Annotated in this window: 17 protein-coding genes and 1 other RNA gene; 13 read left to right on the top strand and 5 right to left on the bottom strand. The window is 37.9% G+C overall.

The window, feature by feature from the left end; all coding sequences use genetic code 11:
• Nucleotides 1-103 precede the first annotated feature (103 nt).
• Nucleotides 104-1,597 carry a nitrogen regulation protein NR(I) gene (gene glnG, locus NE363_RS07985; RefSeq protein WP_445536218.1) on the bottom strand — a complete coding sequence of 498 codons (1,494 nt, stop codon included), beginning with the start codon at nt 1,595-1,597 and terminating at the stop codon, nt 104-106.
• The gene (glnL, locus tag NE363_RS07990; protein ID WP_004701192.1) at nt 1,584-2,693 is read right to left on the bottom strand and encodes a nitrogen regulation protein NR(II); all 1,110 of its coding nucleotides are present in this window, start codon (nt 2,691-2,693) and stop codon (nt 1,584-1,586) included. Before glnL ends, glnG begins: the two co-directional genes overlap by 14 nt.
• Nucleotides 2,694-3,034: 341 nt before the next feature.
• Between glnL and rimO the strand changes: the two genes are divergently transcribed.
• The 12 genes from rimO (at nt 3,035) to lpxA (ending at nt 15,375) form a co-directional block, all read left to right on the top strand.
• A complete protein-coding gene (gene rimO / locus NE363_RS07995) occupies nt 3,035-4,378 on the top strand; it encodes a 30S ribosomal protein S12 methylthiotransferase RimO (protein ID WP_445536219.1) in 1,344 nt (447 codons plus the stop codon).
• A 51-nt stretch (nt 4,379-4,429) separates the two neighbouring features.
• Entirely contained in the window at nt 4,430-5,158 is a 729-nt protein-coding gene (pyrH, locus tag NE363_RS08000; protein WP_000852257.1) for a UMP kinase, read from the top strand.
• Nucleotides 5,159-5,243: 85 nt separating this feature from the next.
• Nucleotides 5,244-5,798, top strand: a complete 555-nt coding sequence (gene frr / locus NE363_RS08005) for a ribosome recycling factor (protein WP_004701195.1) — start codon at nt 5,244-5,246, stop codon at nt 5,796-5,798.
• A 4-nt stretch (nt 5,799-5,802) separates the two neighbouring features.
• On the top strand, nt 5,803-6,555 hold the full coding sequence (gene uppS, locus NE363_RS08010; protein WP_019458734.1) for a polyprenyl diphosphate synthase: 753 nt from the start codon (nt 5,803-5,805) through the stop codon (nt 6,553-6,555).
• Complete coding sequence (locus tag NE363_RS08015) at nt 6,555-7,379, top strand: phosphatidate cytidylyltransferase (RefSeq protein WP_445536220.1); 825 nt, start codon at nt 6,555-6,557, stop codon at nt 7,377-7,379. Before uppS ends, NE363_RS08015 begins: the two co-directional genes overlap by 1 nt.
• Nucleotides 7,380-8,576 carry a 1-deoxy-D-xylulose-5-phosphate reductoisomerase gene (ispC, locus tag NE363_RS08020; protein WP_445536221.1) on the top strand — a complete coding sequence of 399 codons (1,197 nt, stop codon included), beginning with the start codon at nt 7,380-7,382 and terminating at the stop codon, nt 8,574-8,576.
• Between the two features lies 1 nt (nt 8,577).
• Complete coding sequence (rseP, locus tag NE363_RS08025) at nt 8,578-9,933, top strand: RIP metalloprotease RseP (RefSeq protein WP_004701202.1); 1,356 nt, start codon at nt 8,578-8,580, stop codon at nt 9,931-9,933.
• 37 nt (nt 9,934-9,970) lie between these two features.
• Nucleotides 9,971-12,478 carry an outer membrane protein assembly factor BamA gene (gene bamA, locus NE363_RS08030; RefSeq protein WP_445536222.1) on the top strand — a complete coding sequence of 836 codons (2,508 nt, stop codon included), beginning with the start codon at nt 9,971-9,973 and terminating at the stop codon, nt 12,476-12,478.
• A 41-nt stretch (nt 12,479-12,519) separates the two neighbouring features.
• The gene (locus tag NE363_RS08035) at nt 12,520-13,023 is read left to right on the top strand and encodes an OmpH family outer membrane protein (RefSeq protein ID WP_004701206.1); all 504 of its coding nucleotides are present in this window, start codon (nt 12,520-12,522) and stop codon (nt 13,021-13,023) included.
• A gap of 4 nt (nt 13,024-13,027) precedes the next feature.
• Nucleotides 13,028-14,098 carry a UDP-3-O-(3-hydroxymyristoyl)glucosamine N-acyltransferase gene (lpxD, locus tag NE363_RS08040; RefSeq protein WP_004701209.1) on the top strand — a complete coding sequence of 357 codons (1,071 nt, stop codon included), beginning with the start codon at nt 13,028-13,030 and terminating at the stop codon, nt 14,096-14,098.
• 6 nt (nt 14,099-14,104) lie between these two features.
• Entirely contained in the window at nt 14,105-14,590 is a 486-nt protein-coding gene (fabZ, locus tag NE363_RS08045) for a 3-hydroxyacyl-ACP dehydratase FabZ (protein WP_000140523.1), read from the top strand.
• On the top strand, nt 14,587-15,375 hold the full coding sequence (lpxA, locus tag NE363_RS08050; protein ID WP_445536223.1) for an acyl-ACP--UDP-N-acetylglucosamine O-acyltransferase: 789 nt from the start codon (nt 14,587-14,589) through the stop codon (nt 15,373-15,375). The genes fabZ and lpxA overlap by 4 nt, the downstream gene beginning before the upstream one ends.
• A 54-nt stretch (nt 15,376-15,429) precedes the next feature.
• Here lpxA and NE363_RS08055 read toward each other — a convergent pair whose 3' ends face one another.
• The gene (locus NE363_RS08055; RefSeq protein ID WP_445536224.1) at nt 15,430-16,320 is read right to left on the bottom strand and encodes a YbgF trimerization domain-containing protein; all 891 of its coding nucleotides are present in this window, start codon (nt 16,318-16,320) and stop codon (nt 15,430-15,432) included.
• 316 nt (nt 16,321-16,636) lie between these two features.
• On the opposite strand from NE363_RS08055, the gene ffs reads away from it, so the two are divergent.
• Nucleotides 16,637-16,733: signal recognition particle sRNA small type (gene ffs / locus NE363_RS08060), an RNA gene on the top strand.
• A 14-nt stretch (nt 16,734-16,747) separates the two neighbouring features.
• Here the strand turns inward: ffs and NE363_RS08065 are convergent.
• Entirely contained in the window at nt 16,748-17,230 is a 483-nt protein-coding gene (locus NE363_RS08065; protein ID WP_445536225.1) for a regulatory protein RecX, read from the bottom strand.
• Nucleotides 17,231-17,283: 53 nt separating this feature from the next.
• Complete coding sequence (gene recA / locus NE363_RS08070) at nt 17,284-18,336, bottom strand: recombinase RecA (RefSeq protein WP_004701217.1); 1,053 nt, start codon at nt 18,334-18,336, stop codon at nt 17,284-17,286.
• Nucleotides 18,337-18,407: the final 71 nt, after the last annotated feature.

Here is an 18,407-nt window from a genome sequence, read left to right on the forward strand (position 1 = left end):
AACTATATGTTCACGTTTTAATTTAAAGATTAATTTCCTTATCAATAGATATAAATAAAAAGCGGCTAAAATCAATTAGCCGCTCTTGTTATGTATTTTACAATTAAGCTTCAGACAAAGTTACTTTATGTTCGTCCTCATCATCGTCATCAGCAGAATCCATTCCTAGTTCCTTTAACTTTCGGGTTAGGGTGTTCCGTCCCCAACCTAATAGTTCAGCTGCATGACGTTTGCGTCCACGAGTTTGTTGTAGGGCAGCATTAATTAATGTGCGTTCAAACATTGGTGTTGCAATATCTAAAATCTTCATTTCGCCATTTTTGAGCTTTTGAATCGCCCATTGGTTTAGCAATTCATCCCAATGATGTAAAGAAATACGCTCAAAAGACGGGGCTGGCTGACTTGTTTCACTAGTTTTTTGAAGTGGCACTTGTTTTAGTTCAGAAGGTAAATCTTCTGGATAAACTTCACGACCAGTAATCATGACAGTTAACCAACGGCAGGTATTTTCAAGCTGACGTACGTTACCTGGCCATGGCAGTTGTTGCATATAGTCTGTTGTTTCAGTACGTAAAATCTTTGGACTTACACCTAACTCTTTGCCTGCACGGGCCAAGAAGTGTTGAGCAAGCATTGGTATATCTTCGCTACGATGCGCAAGCTTAGGAATATGAATACGAATTACATTTAAACGGTGATATAAGTCTTCACGGAATCGACCTTCATTCACCAATTTTTCTAAATCTTGGTGTGTCGCAGCGACAATTCGTACATCAACTTTAACAGGGATATGTCCACCAACTCGATAAAATTCACCATCTGCAAGTACGCGAAGTAAACGAGTCTGTGTTTCAAATGGCATGTCACCAATTTCATCAAGAAAGAGAGTTCCGCCATTGGCTTGTTCAAAACGACCTTGATGTTGAGTGTTTGCGCCAGTAAAAGCACCTTTTTCATGACCAAATAATTCCGTTTCGATTAAGTCTTTCGGAATTGCTGCCATGTTTAGTGCAATAAATGGTTTGGCACGGCGTGGTGAGTGCTTGTGTAAAGCATGTGCAACGAGTTCTTTACCAGTTCCTGACTCGCCATTAATTAAAACGGTAATGTGTGATTGCGATAACCGCCCAATTGCTCGGAAAACCTCTTGCATGGCAGGAGATTCACCAATAATTTCTGTCGATTGTAGAGGAGAAGCAGTTTTTGTAGCTTCTTGCTGCTGCAATTTATTGATATGCAAAATCGCACGATTGACTAAAGCTAAAGCTTCATCAATATCAAATGGCTTTGGTAAATATTCAAACGCACCAGTTTGATAGCTTGATACAGCTGACTCTAAGTCTGAATGAGCTGTCATAATAATGACGGGTAAGTCGGGGTGTGTGTTTTTTACTTTGGATAAAAAAGTCAACCCATCGATACCAGGCATACGGATGTCAGTTAAGATGACATCGGGCGCATCATGATGTAAACGTTCGAGTGCTGTTTGAGCTTCTTCAAAATTGGTGACGTCAAATCCTTCTTCTTTAAAGGTCTTTTCAAGTACCCATCGCATGGCGCGATCGTCATCAATAACCCATATTTTATTTCGCGACACGGTCTGACTCCCAAGGTAAATATAAGCTAAACATTGTTTTTCCAGGAACTGATTGGCATTCAATCATTCCGTTATGTTGATGCATAATGTTCTGTGCAATACTCAGGCCAAGCCCTGTACCTTTTGCTCGCCCTGTAACCAACGGGTAAAACACAGATTCTAAAATGCTTTCTGGAATACCCGGTCCATTGTCTTCAATATCAACTCGAACCGCCGAGCGGTTGAGCACACCATTAATAGTGACTAGACGTTGAATTCGGGTACGTAAAATTAATTCGGGTTCTTGATCTATAAAAAATGACTTATTTTCTGTAATCGCTTGAATGGCATTAACGCTAATATTGAGCATAACTTGAATTAATTGGTCTCGGTCAGCATTCACATCTGGCAAAGACAAATCATAGTCACGCGTAATTTTAATTTTTTTCTTGGTTTGGTTTGCAATTAAAGATCGAACTCGTTCCAAAGGTTCATGAACATTTACGTTCTCATAACTCGGCAGTTGTCTTGAACCTAACATAGTGTCAGCCAAATTGGTAAGACGATCTACTTCATTAATAATAACATCTGTAAATTCTGCATAACTCTCGTCATTCAAGCTCCGAGCAAGTAATTGAGTGGCACCTCGTATCCCAGCCAGCGGATTTTTAATTTCGTGAGCAACGCCTCGAACCAACTGTCTAGCTACTTGATGTTGTTGAATTAAGTTTTCTTCTTTAGAAATTTTCAACATACGGTCAATTGGATTTAACTCAATAAGTAAAAGCGGATGGTAACTTTTACCTGCATTTAATTGTGAAACCGTATAATCAACATGTAAGTCTTTAAAGTTGACATTAATCACAGCTTCACGACGTGTATAAGGTTGTCCTGTTTTTAAAGTATTGAGTAAAGCTTCATGTGTATTAAAGGTATCATCGGGCGCATGAAGTAAATTTAAAACCGGCTGCCCAGAAGCACGTAGCAAACTAATGTCGAAAAGTGCTTCGCAAGCTGAATTCAAATAAAAAATATTAAAATTACTATCGATTAATAAAATCGCAGTAGTTAAATTGTCTACCAAAAGGCGATAGTCGATAGGTGCGTGTTGATCCATTAGCGAATCGTTCCTGTCTTAAAATGGCGCAATGGCATCTTCATTGGTTATCGGTATTCACCGTTATAGAACATGAATGATGCAAAATGTACGCCAACTTTGTTTATGGATTATTTTGAGGTTTCAAGCGTAATTAAAGCGCGCTAAAATCGTTCTTAATATCTTTTGGTCAAAAATAGCAGCCTGCTTGCTAATAATAACATGTTCCAACTTGGTGCAATATTGGGTTTTGGTGCAAATATTGGTTGTATTTTGGTGCATTACACAAAGAGTGGGGTTTCCACCTATGCGTGAGACGAGAAAAGACATACAATACGCGCATTCAAGTGGAGCGCAGATTCATGAAGACCCCCAAAGTCGGTTTTGTTTCTTTAGGTTGTCCTAAGGCATTGGTAGATTCTGAACGAATTTTAACTCAGTTAAAGACTGAAGGTTATCAAGTTGCATCAGATTATGATGGTGCTGATTTAGTAGTTGTTAATACCTGTGGTTTTATTGAATCTGCGGTACAAGAGTCGCTAGATGCAATTGGCGAGGCCATGAGTGAAAATGGTCGAGTAATCGTTACAGGATGCTTAGGTAAGGACGAAGATAAAATTCGTCAAATGCATCCGAACGTTTTAAAGGTTACTGGTGCAGCAGCTTACCAGGACGTAATGGAAGCTGTACATGAATATGTACCAGCACCGCCGAAACATAATCCTTTTATTGATCTTGTTCCTGAACAAGGTATCCGTTTAACGCCTAAGCATTATGCTTATTTAAAAATATCTGAAGGCTGTAACCACCGTTGTACCTTCTGTATTATCCCGAGCATGCGTGGTGATTTAGTATCACGTCCAGTTGGTAGCGTGTTAGAAGAAGCAGCTGCGTTAAAACGCGCAGGTGTGAAAGAAATATTGGTTATTTCACAAGATACTTCAGCTTATGGTGTAGATACTAAATATAAGTTGGATTTTTGGAACGGGCAGCCAGTAAAAACCAAATTCTTTGACATGTGTGAAGCACTTGGTCAGCTTGGAATTTGGGTGCGTCTACATTATGTATATCCATATCCACATGTTGATGCTGTGATTGATTTGATGGCTCAGGGTAAAATCCTGCCTTATCTAGATATTCCATTCCAACATGCGAGCCCACGTGTTCTTAAATTAATGAAGCGTCCGGCGCATAGTGAAAATACTCTAGAAAAAATTAAATTGTGGCGTGAAAAATGCCCGGATCTTGTGATCCGTTCTACTTTTGTGGTTGGTTTTCCAGGCGAAACTGAAGAAGATTTCCAGATTTTGCTAGATTGGTTAGTTGAAGCTCAACTTGATCGTGTAGGCTGCTTTACTTACTCACCAGTAGAAGGCGCTACGGCCAATGATTTACCAGATCATGTGCCAGAAGAAATTAAGCAAGAGCGTTACGAGCGCTTTATGCAAGTGCAGCAGCAAATATCTGCTGCCAAATTACAAAAACGTATCGGTCAAACGATGACTGTATTAGTCGATGATTTGGAAGATGAATATCCTGTTGCTGTTGCACGTTCTTATGCCGATGCTCCGGAAATTGACGGTAATGTCTTCGTAGAAGATATCGATAAGAGCACGATTCAACCAGGCGATATGTTGGAAGTCGAAATTACCGATGCGGATGAATACGACTTATTTGCAAAGTTAATTAAAATTAAATCGGTCTAATCGAATCACGATTCAAAAAGCATTCAGTTTAAGAGGTCTTGGAGCAAAATCATGGCGGAAACAATAAGCCCCCGTTATTCACGAATTTTATTAAAATTATCTGGTGAGGCATTATCAGGTAATAAAGATATGGGTATTGATGCTCAAGTTTTAGATCAGATGTCACTTTCTATTGCACATTTGGTGGGCTTGGGTGTGCAAGTAGGTATCGTTGTTGGTGGCGGTAACTTATATCGTGGTAGCCAGTTACAAAAAGATGGCTTAGTTGGCCGCGTAACAGGTGACCAGATGGGTATGCTTGCAACTGTCATGAATGGTTTGGCAATGCGTGATGCATTAGTGCGTCGAAACATTAGAACTCGTCTTATGTCTGCATTACCAATTGGTACTGTTGTAGAGTCATATTCAAGCCGTGATGCAATCCGTCATTTAAGCCAAGGCGAAGTTTGTGTTTTCGTTGCAGGAACAGGTAATCCATTCTTTACAACTGATACAGCAGCATGTCTACGTGGTATTGAAATTGAAGCAAATTTAATTTTGAAAGCAACCAAAGTAGACGGTGTCTATAATAAAGACCCAAGCAAATACGAAGATGCAGTGAAATATGATCATTTAACATTTGATCAAGTGTTGGATGAGAAGCTAGGCGTTATGGATTTAACAGCAATTTGCCTATGCCGTGACCACAATGTGCCATTGCAAGTATTTGATATGAATAAATCTGGTGCGCTTTTATCAGTTGTGATGGGTGAAAAAGAGGGTACGCGCGTTACTAAATAATGTACGTGTGCTGCAAAGCTCTTTATACTAGCGCTAAATTAAATTTGTTATATACATCCTTGAATAAATAAGTAAGGAAGATCATATGATTAACGATCTGAAAAAAGACAGCGAACAGCGTATGATGAAAACTCTTGAGTCTTTGGAACAAGGGTTTAATAAAGTTCGTACCGGCCGTGCACACCCATCAATTTTAAATGGGGTAATGGTTCCTTACTATGGTTCTGATGTGCCTTTAAACCAAGTAGCGAACGTTGGTGTTGAAGATTCTCGTACGCTTATCGTTCAACCATTTGAACGTACAATGGTTTCTGCAATTGATAAGGCAATTCGTGAAAGTGATTTAGGTTTAAACCCTATTACTGCTGATTCAATTCGTGTGCCTTTACCAGCTTTAACTGAAGAAACACGCCGTGATATGCAAAAAGTTGCACGCAGTGAAGCTGAAAATGCAAAAGTTGCTATTCGTAACATTCGTCGTGATGTTTTAGGTGATATCAAGGCACTCTTGAAAGAGAAAGAAATCTCTGAAGATGATGAACGTCGTGCAGGTGATGATATTCAGAAAATTACTGATAAATATGTTGCAGAAGTAGATAAGCGTCTTGCAGCGAAAGAAGCAGAATTGATGAAGGTCTAATTTTATGACCGAATCAGAAGAGTATCATCTTCCTCAGCATGTTGCCATCATCATGGATGGCAACAACCGCTTTGCCAAGAAAAATCAAATGCAAAAAGGCGATGGGCATCGAGAAGGTAAAAATATTCTTGATCCTATTGTTGAGCATTGTATAAAAACTAGCGTCCGTGCTTTAACTGTTTTTGCATTTTCGAGTGAAAATTGGAATCGACCACAATATGAAGTCGATCTGCTTATGAAGCTTCTTGAAGAAACGATTCATGAGCAAATACCTCGCATGAAAAAATTCAATATTGCTTTGCGTTTTATAGGGGATCGTTCTAGATTACCTTCACATTTAGTTGCCTTAATGGAAGATGCAGAGCAACAAACAGTACATCATGACGCCATGACATTAACTATTGCGATTAGCTATGGTGGTATGTGGGATATTGCAAATGCAGCTAAAGAGGTTGCACAAGCAGTTTCTCGTGGTGAAATTGACGCTGATCAAATAAATGTTGATTTGTTCGGAAAATATGTCAGTCTAAACGATCTGCCAGCTGTGGACTTGTTGATCCGTACAGGTGGAGATTTCCGTATATCTAACTTCTTGTTGTGGCAAGCAGCTTATGCGGAACTGTATTTTACGGATACATTATGGCCGGAATTTACAGTCGAGGAATTCGATCATGCACTGAATGTGTTTTCAGGGCGTGAACGTCGTTTCGGTAAAACATCTGAACAAATTCAGCAAGAGAAAATCGAGAAATTATAATGTTAGAGCGGATTGTTACCGCATTGGTACTTGTTGCAGTTGTTTTGGGCTGTATGTTTGCTACGCAATCACATTATCCAATGTTGGTACTTATGATTGTGGCGGCAGCGGTTGCGGGATATGAATGGTATAAGTTAATGCCTCATGAAGCTGGTGCGGTAGTAAAGCCTAGAGCATGGGGTTATGGTCTACTTGTTGCCTTTGTTTCTGGTGTTGCCTTATTCTTTCATGACATTGCATTGTTGCTATGGTCTGCTTCAATTTTAACTTGGCTCGTTAGTGTATATTGGGTTAAGTCTTTTCCTGAATTTGATGGTTGGTATAACGCGACTCTCTATATTATTGGTTTAATTCTTATCTGTGCAGCAGTGACTGCAATCTTTGTAGTATGGCAAAGCTCACCATGGTGGTTGATGTATTTGTTCTTGCTTGTATGGGGTGCAGATAGTGGAGCTTACTTTGTAGGTCGCAAATTTGGTAAAAGAAAATTGGCACCCACAGTAAGTCCAAATAAATCGGTAGAAGGATTGTATGGTGGTATTTTAACTACAGTGATTGTCATGCTTGTAGTGCAATATCAATATTTAAACCTAACTTGGGTTCAACAACTTTTATTCCTGATCTTATCTTTAATTACAGTATTTGGTTCAGTATTAGGTGATTTGTTTGAATCAATGATCAAACGTCGTGCTGGTATTAAAGACTCTGGCCGTGTGTTGCCTGGTCATGGTGGTGTGTTGGATCGTATTGATTCTTTACTCGCAGCAGCCCCGATTTTTGCAACGGGAATGTATATATTAAAGCTTATTGGTGTAGATTTATAGATGACACAATCTGTTTGCATATTGGGTGTAACTGGTTCTATTGGGCAAAGTACCTTAAAAATTTTAAGTCAGCATCCAGATAAGTATTCAGTCTTTGCAGTTTCGGCACATAGTCGAATTTCTGAACTTGTTGAAATCTGCAAACAGTTTCGCCCTAAAGTTGTTGTTGTTCCTGAACTGAAGATAGCTGAATTAAAAACATTATTTGCGCAACAAAACATAGAAGACATTGAGATTTTAGTTGGGCAAGATGGTCTGATTGATATTGCATCACATTCTGACGTTGATATTGTAATGGCTGCAATTGTAGGTGCTGCAGGTCTTTTACCTACTTTGGCAGCTGTTAAAGCAGGTAAACGAGTATTGCTTGCAAATAAAGAAGCATTGGTGATGTCTGGTGAAATCATGATGCAAGCTGCTCTTGATCATCAAGCATTGTTATTGCCAGTGGATTCAGAACATAATGCTATTTTCCAGTCATTACCTCATAATTATTTAGAAGTTGAGAGAACTGGGCAACCACAATTAGGTGTATCCAAAATACTACTGACGGCATCTGGTGGTCCCTTTTTAAATCATTCCCTAGAACAATTGGAACATGTAACACCACAACAAGCATGTAAACATCCAAACTGGTCTATGGGCCAAAAAATCTCAGTTGACTCAGCCACTCTTATGAATAAAGGGTTAGAGTTAATCGAAGCATGTCATTTGTTTTCAATATCTGAACATTTTGTTACAGTTGTTGTTCACCCACAAAGTATTATTCACTCTATGGTGCAGTATGTTGATGGTTCAACATTAGCACAAATGGGTAATCCTGATATGTGTACGCCAATAGCACATGCATTAGCATGGCCTGAGCGTTTACAAACAAGTGTTCCTGCTTTAGATTTATTTGAGTATTCTCAACTTAATTTTCAAGCTCCGGATACCCAAAAATTTCCTGCACTAAATCTTGCAAGACAAGCAATGCGTGCAGGAGGTTTGGCGCCTACCATTTTGAATGCAGCGAATGAAATTGCTGTTGAAGCATTCTTAAAGGAAAGGATTGGATTTACACATATTCCGCAAGTGGTAGAGCATACTTTGCAAGATTTAGAGAATGCAGCCGCTGAGAGCATTGAGTGCATTTTAGATAAAGATAAAATGGCTCGCTCAGTAGCTCAACAATATATATCAAGTATTGGAGGCTGAAATGAATGCTCTTTTTATGATTGCAGCAGCGGCTCTTTTACTTGGTCCGTTAATTGCAATTCATGAGTTTGGTCATTACTGGGTTGCACGTAAACTTGGTGTTAAAGTTTTAGTTTATTCAATTGGTTTTGGTCCAACTTTACTCAAATGGACCTCTAAAAAGTCCGGCATTAAATATCAGCTTTCTGCTTTACCTTTAGGTGGCTACGTTAAAATGTTAGACGAGCGAGAAGGTAATGTGGCAGAACAAGATTTACCATATGCTTTTAACCGTCAAAAACCATGGAAACGTATAGCTATTGTTGCGGCAGGGCCATTAATTAATTTGATTTTTGCCGTATTACTTTTTTGGGTTTTATTTTTGCCAGCGCAACAACAATTAAATACTAAAATCGGTAAAATTATACCAAACTCGCCAGCTGCAGCTGCTCAGTTACATGTTGGTGATAAAATTATTGCTGTTGATGGCAAAGAAACAGCAACTTGGGAAAAGTTAAATTTTGCTTTGATCGATCGGGTAGGTGAAACCGGTACTGTAAATATCGATGTAAATCGTGCAGGCACCGAGAAAAATTTTGTATTGCCGATAAAAGATTTTTTAAAAAACCAAAATGAATCTGCACTCGATGTATTAGGCTTCTTACCTTATCGACCTGTAATTCCTGCTGTTGTAACAGATTTAACAGCAGATGGTGCTGCAATTCGTCAAGGAATGAAAGTGGGTGATCGTATTGTTGCGATTGACGGTCAGCCTATGAAAGATTGGTTTGATGTTGTTGAGATTGTTCAGCGCTCTCCAGAAAAGTTACTTAATATTGATGTGTTGCGTCATCAACAGTTGGTTCATTTGCAAGTGATGCCACAAGGAAAACGCGATAACATGGGACAAGTAAATGGTGTTCTTGGTGTAAAAAGTGACGCTGGAAAAATTACAATTCCTGACGAATATAAGCAAACAATCCAATATACTCCAATACAAGCTTTTGAAATGGCTCTTGATAAAACTGGCCAGATCTCTAGCATGATTTTGAATTCAATAGTGAAAATGGTAAAAGGACTTATTGGATTAGAAAATCTTTCTGGACCTATCACTATTGCAAAAGTAGCTGGGCAAAGTGCAGAAATGGGATGGCAAACTTTTATCTCTTTCATGGCATTGATGAGTGTAAGTCTTGGAATTTTAAATTTATTACCAATTCCAATGTTAGATGGTGGTCATCTAGTGTATTACATCATTGAAGCTATTCGAGGAAAGCCTGTTTCTGAACAAATACAAATGTTTGGTCTGAAAATTGGTATGGTACTGCTCGGTAGTATGATGCTTTTAGCTTTATTTAATGATTTTATGCGTTTGTAAACGTGTATGGATTTATAACTTACTGGAAAAAACTGGCATGCGGCACACACATTTTTTAATGCCTTTGGCACTTGTTAGCGCTATGGCAGCGGTACAACAAGCATATGCAGCTGATGATTTCGTTGTTAGAGATATTCGTGTAAACGGTTTAGTCCGTCTTACTCCTGCAAATGTTTATACCATGTTGCCAATCAACAGTGGCGATCGCGTTAATGAGCCGATGATCGCCGAAGCAATTCGAACATTGTATGCCACGGGTCTTTTTGATGATATTAAAGCGTCAAAAGATAACGATACTTTGGTTTTTAATGTTATTGAACGCCCTATTATTTCAAAACTTGAATTTAAGGGTAATAAACTTATTCCTAAAGAGGCGTTAGAACAAGGCCTTAAAAAAATGGGTGTTGCAGAGGGTGAGGTTTTTAAGAAATCTGCTTTGCAAACCATTCAAACAGAATTAGAGCAGCAATACACTCAACAAGGTCGTTATGATGCTAGCGTTACTGTTGATACCGTTGCGCGACCAAATAATCGCGTTGAATTAAAAATTAATTTCAACGAAGGAACGGCAGCAAAAGTTTTTGATATCAATGTAATTGGTAATACTGTTTTTAAAGACAGTGAAATCAAGCAAGCATTTGCTCTTAAAGAAAGCGGCTGGGCTTCAATCGTTACACGTAATGACCGCTATGCGCGTGAAAAAATGGCCGCAAGCCTTGAAGCATTACGTGCTATGTACCTTAACAAGGGTTATATTAATTTCAATATTAATAACTCTCAGCTTAATATTAGTGAAGATAAAAAACATATCTTTATTGAAGTTGCAGTTGAGGAAGGTAATCAGTTTAAATTTGGCCAAACTAAATTTTTGGGTGATGCACTGTATAAGCCTGAAGAATTACAAGCCTTAAAAATTTATAAAGATGGCGATACTTATTCTCAAGAAAAGGTAAATGCTGTTAAGCAATTACTTTTGCGCAAGTATGGTAATGCAGGTTATTACTTTGCTGATGTAAATATTGTTCCGCAAATTAATAATGAAACTGGTGTTGTTGATCTAAATTATTATGTTAATCCAGGTCAGCAAGTTACCGTACGTCGTATTAATTTCACTGGTAATAGTAAAACTTCTGATGAAGTATTACGTCGTGAAATGCGTCAGATGGAAGGCGCTTTGGCAAGTAATGAAAAAATTGACTTGTCTAAAGTTCGATTGGAGCGTACAGGTTTCTTTAAAACTGTTGATATTAAACCTGCCCGAATTCCAAACTCACCTGATCAAGTCGATTTGAATGTAAATGTTGAAGAACAACATTCAGGTACCACAACATTGGCGGTAGGTTATTCGCAAAATGGTGGTATCACGTTCCAAGCAGGACTTAGTCAAACCAACTTCATGGGTACTGGTAACCGAGTTGCAATTGATTTGTCTCGTTCAGAAACTCAAGATTATTATAATTTAAGTGTCACTGACCCATACTTCACCATTGATGGAGTAAGCCGTGGTTATAACGTTTATTATCGTAAAACTAAGCTAAATGATAACTATAACGTTAATAACTATGTAACCGATAGTTTAGGTGGTAGTTTAAGTTTTGGTTATCCTATTGATGAAAACCAAAGTTTAAGTGCTTCTGTTGGTGTTGATAATACTAAGGTAACTACAGGACAGTTTGTATCTACTTATGTAAGAGATTATTTGTTAGCGAATGGCGGAAAAACCACTTCAACGAATACTTCTTGTTTAGTGGATGTACCTACTGGAGAAACTTGTCCACCTGATAAAGTTTCAACTTATGGAAGTGCATTTGAAGGTGAATTTTTTACATATAACCTGAATTTAGGTTGGTCATATAATACGTTAAATAGACCAATTTTCCCAACATCAGGTATGTCTCACCGAGTAGGCCTTGAAATTGGTTTACCAGGTAGTGATGTTGACTATCAAAAACTAACTTATGATACGCAAGCATTCTTACCGATTGGTAATTCAGGCTTTGTACTTCGTGGTTATGGTAAGCTTGGTTATGGTAATGATTTACCATTCTATAAGAACTTTTATGCGGGTGGTTACGGTTCTGTTCGAGGCTATGACAATAGTACTTTGGGACCTAAATATGCCAGTGTAAATTTACAAGAAAATCAAAAAGATGACTCTTCGCCAGAAAATGTGGGGGGTAATGCCCTTGTTCAATTTGGGGCTGAGTTAGCATTACCTATGCCATTTAAAGGGGATTGGACTCGTCAGGTACGTCCTGTACTGTTTGCTGAAGGTGGGCAGGTTTTCGATACTAAGTGTAATATTAATAACTCTATGTATGGCGATAAAGGTATGATGATTAATGGCCAGACAATTACAGATGTTAAGAAATATTGTGAAGATAATTATGGCTTCGATTTAGGTAATTTACGTTATAGCGTGGGTGTGGGTGTAACTTGGATTACTATGATTGGGCCACTGTCACTTAGCTATGCATTCCCGTTAAATGATAAACCGGGTGATGAAACTAAAGAAATCCAGTTTGAAATTGGTCGTACTTTCTAAGTACGACTTCATTGAACAACGAAATAAGGAAAGTTATTTATATGAAAAAATTAAATGCATTAATGTTAGGGTTGGGTTTAACGGTAGCTTCTGTAGCAGCTAATGCAGCTGGTTATGGTGTAATTGATCTAGCTAAAGTTGTTGAAAGTAGTACTTATTTGAAACAACAAAATGCAAGCCTAAACCAGTCAGTAAAACCAACGACAACTAAGCTTGAACAACTTGGTAAAGAGTTAGAAGGACTTCAACGTCAGGCTCAAACTCAAGGCCAAAAAATGAAAGAAGATGATATTAAGAAATTGCAATCTCAGTATCAATCGAAACTAAATGAATTTAACTCAACACAACAAGGCTTACAATCTAGAGTTCAAACTAGCTTACAAAGTATGAATACAACGTTTGAAACAAGAGTTAAGCAAGCTGCTGAACAGTTACGAAAAGAAAATAATCTTGACTTTGTTTTGAATAAAAATTCAACTGTTGCCTATGACCCTAAGTATGATTTAACTGATAAAATGATTCAAAAGGTTAATTCAATGAAATAAATTAATGAAAGTGCAACAATATCGTTTAGATGAATTAGCTCATCTGGTTCAAGGTGAGCTAATTGGTGAAGGTAGTCTTCAACTTTCGAACTTGGCAAGTTTAGAAAAAGCTAATTCAAACCATATTACTTTTATAAATGGTGAGAAATATCTTGAGCAAGCCAAAATGAGTAATGCTGGTGCCTTCATTGTTACAGCTACTTTAAAAGAACTTCTTCCAGAAAAACATAATTTCATTATTGTTGAAAATCCTTACCTTGCATTTGCAATTTTGACTCATGTGTTTGATAAAAAGGTTTCCATAACGGGGATAGAAAGCACTGCTCAAATTCATCCTTCTGCTATTATTTCGGAAACGGCATATATTGGTCACTATGTGGTTATTGGTGAAAATTGTGTGGTAGGTGATAATACGATCATTGAGTCACATACTAAACTTGATGATTATGTAGAAGTTGGAAAAGATTGTTTTATCGATTCTCATGTCACCATTACGGGTAGCTCTAAATTACAAGATCGTGTGCGTGTACACTCGAGTACTGTGATTGGCGGTGAGGGCTTTGGCTTTGCGCCATATCAAGGTAAGTGGCATCGTATTGCTCAGCTAGGTTCGGTCTTAATTGGAAATGATGTTCGAATTGGATCAAATTGTAGTATTGATAGAGGCGCACTTGATAATACAATTTTGGAAGATGGAGTAATTATTGATAACCTTGTGCAAATTGCACATAACGTTCATATTGGTTCAAATACTGCTATTGCAGCCAAGTGTGGTATTGCTGGAAGTACAAAAATTGGCAAAAACTGTATTCTAGGTGGAGCATGTGGAGTATCAGGTCACCTTTCAATTACCGATAATGTGACTTTTACTGCAATGTCAATGGTCACAAAAAATATTTCTGTTGCAGGAACTTATTCATCGGGAATTGGATTATTTGAAAATAGTCATTGGAAAAAGACTGTTGTACGCTTGCGACAATTAGCAGATGTGCCATTGACCCAAATCACTAAACGACTTGATCATATACAAGCTCAAATAGAGTCTCTTGAATCAACTTTTAATTTGCGTAAATAGAATATTATGACCGAGTCAACTACCCCTAAATTTGCCATCCCTGAATTACCAATGCAGATTCAAACGATTCGTCAATATTTGCCGCATCGTTATCCATTCTTGTTGGTTGATCGTGTGACTGAAGTTACTGACAATAGTATTGTTGGTTATAAAAATGTTTCTATCAATGAAGAGTTCTTACAAGGACATTTCCCAGAATATCCAATTATGCCTGGTGTTCTAATTGTTGAAGCACTTGCTCAAGTTTCAGGTGTTCTTGGTTTTATTATGAACAATGAAACGCCAAAACCAGGTTCTTTGTTCCTGTTTGCTGGTGCTGAAAGAGTTAGATTTAAAAAACAAGTAGTTGCAGGTGACCAACTTGTATTAAAATCTGAGTTGGTAATGCAGAAGCGCGGCATTTACAAATATAATTGTACAGCTAGCGTTGATGGCATTGTAGCAGCAACCGCTGAGATTATGATTTCACACCAAAAAACAGAGCAGGCATGAGCAATCACGATTTAATCCATTCTACCGCCATTATTGATCCATCTGCAGTAATTGCTGCAGATGTTCAAATAGGACCTTATTGTGTTATTGGTCCTCAAGTGACTATTGGTGCTGGTACTAAATTACATTCTCATGTGGTAGTAGGTGGTTTTACCAGAATAGGCCAAAATAATGAAATCTTTCAATTTGCAAGTGTTGGTGAAGTTTGCCAAGACCTCAAATATAAAGGTGAAGAAACTTGGCTTGAAATTGGTAACTATAATTTAATTCGCGAACATTGCAGCTTACATAGAGGCACAGTGCAGGATAATGCATTAACCAAAATAGGTAGCCATAATCTATTGATGGTAAACACGCATATTGCACATGACTGTATCGTAGGTGACCATAATATTTTTGCTAATAATGTTGGTGTCGCTGGGCATGTACATATTGGTGATCACGTTATTGTGGGCGGGAATTCTGGGATACATCAATTCTGTAAAATTGATTCTTACAGCATGATTGGTGGTGCTTCATTAATTCTTAAAGATGTACCTGCCTATGTGATGGCTTCTGGTAATCCTGCTCATGCTTTTGGTATAAATACTGAAGGTATGCGAAGAAAAGGTTGGTCTAAAAATACAATTCAGGGTTTAAGAGAAGCTTATAAATTGATATTTAAGTCTGGACTAACCTCTGTTCAAGCTGTTGAAAAAATTAAAAGTGAAATTTTGCCTTCTGTTCCGGAAGCTCAATTATTAATTGATTCTATTGAGCAATCAGAGCGTGGAATTGTACGCTAATTAATAAGACATAAAAAAAGACACTGTTAAACAGTGTCTTTTTTTATGTCTAAATTATTTTTTAAAGAATTTAACTTCTTCAGATTTAGGGTATTGCGTAAGTAATTTGTTCTTATATTGGTTTGCTGATGCAGTATTCTTATCAACATCCTTTGCAATACTATACAGTTGATACAATGCTCGAGGAGCTTTACTAGAGTTTGGATATTGATTCGCAACAATATTATAGTTTTTCTTCGCTTCATTGTAGTTCACAGGGTCTGTGGCTAAATGAAATTCAGCTAACCAAAAGTAAGCATTACCTGTATAAATACTATTAGGGTGGTTTTTAATAAAGTTTTGCATTGGAGCAATAGCTTTTTTTGCTCCACCTTGTTTGTAAGCATCTAAAGCTACTGTATAAGCGGCTTTTTCTAATTCAAGTGGATTTGACTGGTTTTGAGCAGCAGTGGTTGGTTGAGCGTTTGTTACTGGTGCGCTAGGTTGTTGTCCAGAGGCGGTTGGAGTAGGTGGAGCTGCAACTACTTTGTTGCCATCTGTAGGCTGAGAAGAAGGTGCTGATGTATTTGTAGTGGCGCTACTATCGGCAGTCGTATTTGAGCTATCATCTTGGGTCGCACTGTCTGGGTCAACTTTTTGATGTAGTAGCTCTAAACGTTGATCTAGGTCTGTATAGCGGTTGGCTAGATCTTTCTTTAGTTGCTCAATATCATTCGCTTGTTCTTCTAATTGACCTCTTAATGTGCGGATATCATTCTCTAATTGTTGATTTTTTTGCATCAACTCCCAGTTTAAATTGGTGGGAACTGAAATATTGCTTGAAGAAGTATTAGATGCACTACCATCATTTTGACTTAAACCACGAGACTCGATAGGAATATTTGCGTATAGAGAAGTGGTACTCATTAAGGCAATAAATAATAAAGAATGCTTCTTCATTTGCATGTGTATAAATCCATAATTTTATATAAAAGCCACCTTGAACACCGGAATATAAAAATCAATTCACTAAATATCTAAGGTTTTTCATTGATCAATGCAATTAAAACAGTTAACAGTTTAAATGCAAGGATAGTTTACAATCTTCAAGCATATTTTATGCAAAATGAAAAAAGAACTTAAGCTCATAAAATTACATTTTCAAATTTTAAGCGATTATTGTTGATGAATTAATCAATCGAAACAAAAACTTGCTGAAAACGGTATAGAAGGGTTGCATCTCTTTTAAAAATCTCTATACTTTGTTTTGCAATGGTAGCCCCGCTGGTGGCTTCGCAATTGTACTCTGTGAACCCCGCCAGGACCGGAAGGTAGCAACGGTAGCAGATCTATGATGTGCCGAAGTTTTGCTAGTGGGGCTGCCACCTTTCTTTTAATCCAATTTTCTTTGGATTGCTTTTAAAATTACATCTAAATCAAACCCTCTATACTGTAAAAATCTAATTTGTTTTGCTTTAAGTTTTGGGTCTTTTTCAACCATTTCTCCAAATTTCTTAACTTTAAGCTGATAAGCTTGCTCTACCCAATCAATTTCGTGAATTTCATCAGCGATTAAATCGTTCTCAATCTGTTTGGTTTTTAAAGCTTGTTGAATGCGTTTTGGACCTTTACCTTTACGAATCTGACTTGCAAGCATTTGCTCTGCAACACGTTGGTCGCTTTGATAGTTTTGCTCAGATAACTCTTCAACGAGTTGTTTCACTTCTTCTATATTTTGTGCATAACGGGCTAATTTCTCAATCAGTTCTGCTTTAGAGTAGTCTCGGCGAGTAAGTAAAGCAAAAGCATATGATCGTAAACGCTGGCCAGTAAGAGGGGTACGCTGTTGAGATTGCTCGTCGTTTCTTTTGAACATATAGGTTTCCTTGTAAAAAACGCCCCGAAGGGCGTTTTATGACTCATCTATAATTAAGATTCTAATAATAGATCTGGCTCTTCTTCGTCATCTTCAACTTGTACTGCGCCATTTGTACCTGTGGTCAGCAATTGCTCTCGAATATTGCGTTCAATCTCTTCAGCGATTTGCTTATTTTCTTCAAAATAACGAATCACGTTATTCTTACCTTGGCCAATTTTATTACCTTGATATGAATACCATGCACCAGCTTTTTGAACGATATCTTGTTGAACTGCCAAATCTACAAGTTCACCAAGTTGGTTAGTGCCTTTGCCATATAGGATTTGGAAAATAGCTTCTCTAAATGGAGGAGCCATTTTGTTTTTAACGACTTTAACTTTAGTTTCTGAACCAACGATTTCGTCGCCTTCTTTTACTTGACCGATACGACGAATATCTAAACGAACTGACGCATAGAACTTAAGAGCGTTACCACCCGTTGTAGTTTCTGGGCTACCAAACATAACACCAATTTTCATACGAATCTGGTTAATGAAGATAACCATACAGTTTGAACGTTTAGCGTTACCTGTAATTTTACGAAGCGCTTGGCTCATAAGACGAGCTTGTAGACCCATGTGAGAATCACCCATCTCACCTTCGATCTCTGCTTTAGGTGTAAGGGCAGCTACCGAGTCCACAACGATTAAATCAATTGCGCCTGAACGGACAAGCATATCGGCGATTTCAAGTGCTTGTTCACCATTATCAGGTTGTGAAACAAGTAGGTTGTCAATATCAACACCAAGTTTACGTGCATATTGAGGATCTAGGGCATGTTCGGCATCGATGAATGCACATGTACCACCAGACTTTTGACATTGGGCGATTGCTTGCAATGTCATTGTGGTTTTACCAGAAGATTCAGGACCATAAATTTCGATAATACGGCCTTTTGGTAAACCACCAATCCCCAATGCGATGTCTAAAGTTAAAGAACCTGTAGATACGGCTTCAACTGCTTGAACAGTGTTATCACCGAGACGCATAACCGTATTTTTGCCAAATTGCTTTTCAATTTGACTCAAAGCGGCTTGTAATGCTTTGCTTTTATTCTCATCCATCTCAAAAACCTCAATACTCTATGTTCATCACGTTTAACCCAAGTGGATGCATTGAATCTCAACTTGTTTCA

The organism is Acinetobacter sp. G18, assembly GCF_052660225.1.

Bases quoted from the DNA above. Each gene is read 5' to 3' on its own strand.
- glnL (WP_004701192.1), bottom strand. From the start codon at position 2,693: ATGGATCAACACGCACCTATCGACTATCGCCTTTTGGTAGACAATTTA.
- rimO (WP_445536219.1), top strand. From the start codon at position 3,035: ATGAAGACCCCCAAAGTCGGTTTTGTTTCTTTAGGTTGTCCTAAGGCA.
- pyrH (WP_000852257.1), top strand. From the start codon at position 4,430: ATGGCGGAAACAATAAGCCCCCGTTATTCACGAATTTTATTAAAATTA.
- frr (WP_004701195.1), top strand. From the start codon at position 5,244: ATGATTAACGATCTGAAAAAAGACAGCGAACAGCGTATGATGAAAACT.
- uppS (WP_019458734.1), top strand. From the start codon at position 5,803: ATGACCGAATCAGAAGAGTATCATCTTCCTCAGCATGTTGCCATCATC.
- NE363_RS08015 (WP_445536220.1), top strand. From the start codon at position 6,555: ATGTTAGAGCGGATTGTTACCGCATTGGTACTTGTTGCAGTTGTTTTG.
- ispC (WP_445536221.1), top strand. From the start codon at position 7,380: ATGACACAATCTGTTTGCATATTGGGTGTAACTGGTTCTATTGGGCAA.
- rseP (WP_004701202.1), top strand. From the start codon at position 8,578: ATGAATGCTCTTTTTATGATTGCAGCAGCGGCTCTTTTACTTGGTCCG.
- bamA (WP_445536222.1), top strand. From the start codon at position 9,971: ATGCGGCACACACATTTTTTAATGCCTTTGGCACTTGTTAGCGCTATG.
- NE363_RS08035 (WP_004701206.1), top strand. From the start codon at position 12,520: ATGAAAAAATTAAATGCATTAATGTTAGGGTTGGGTTTAACGGTAGCT.
- lpxD (WP_004701209.1), top strand. From the start codon at position 13,028: ATGAAAGTGCAACAATATCGTTTAGATGAATTAGCTCATCTGGTTCAA.
- fabZ (WP_000140523.1), top strand. From the start codon at position 14,105: ATGACCGAGTCAACTACCCCTAAATTTGCCATCCCTGAATTACCAATG.
- lpxA (WP_445536223.1), top strand. From the start codon at position 14,587: ATGAGCAATCACGATTTAATCCATTCTACCGCCATTATTGATCCATCT.
- NE363_RS08055 (WP_445536224.1), bottom strand. From the start codon at position 16,320: ATGCAAATGAAGAAGCATTCTTTATTATTTATTGCCTTAATGAGTACC.
- NE363_RS08065 (WP_445536225.1), bottom strand. From the start codon at position 17,230: ATGTTCAAAAGAAACGACGAGCAATCTCAACAGCGTACCCCTCTTACT.
- recA (WP_004701217.1), bottom strand. From the start codon at position 18,336: ATGGATGAGAATAAAAGCAAAGCATTACAAGCCGCTTTGAGTCAAATT.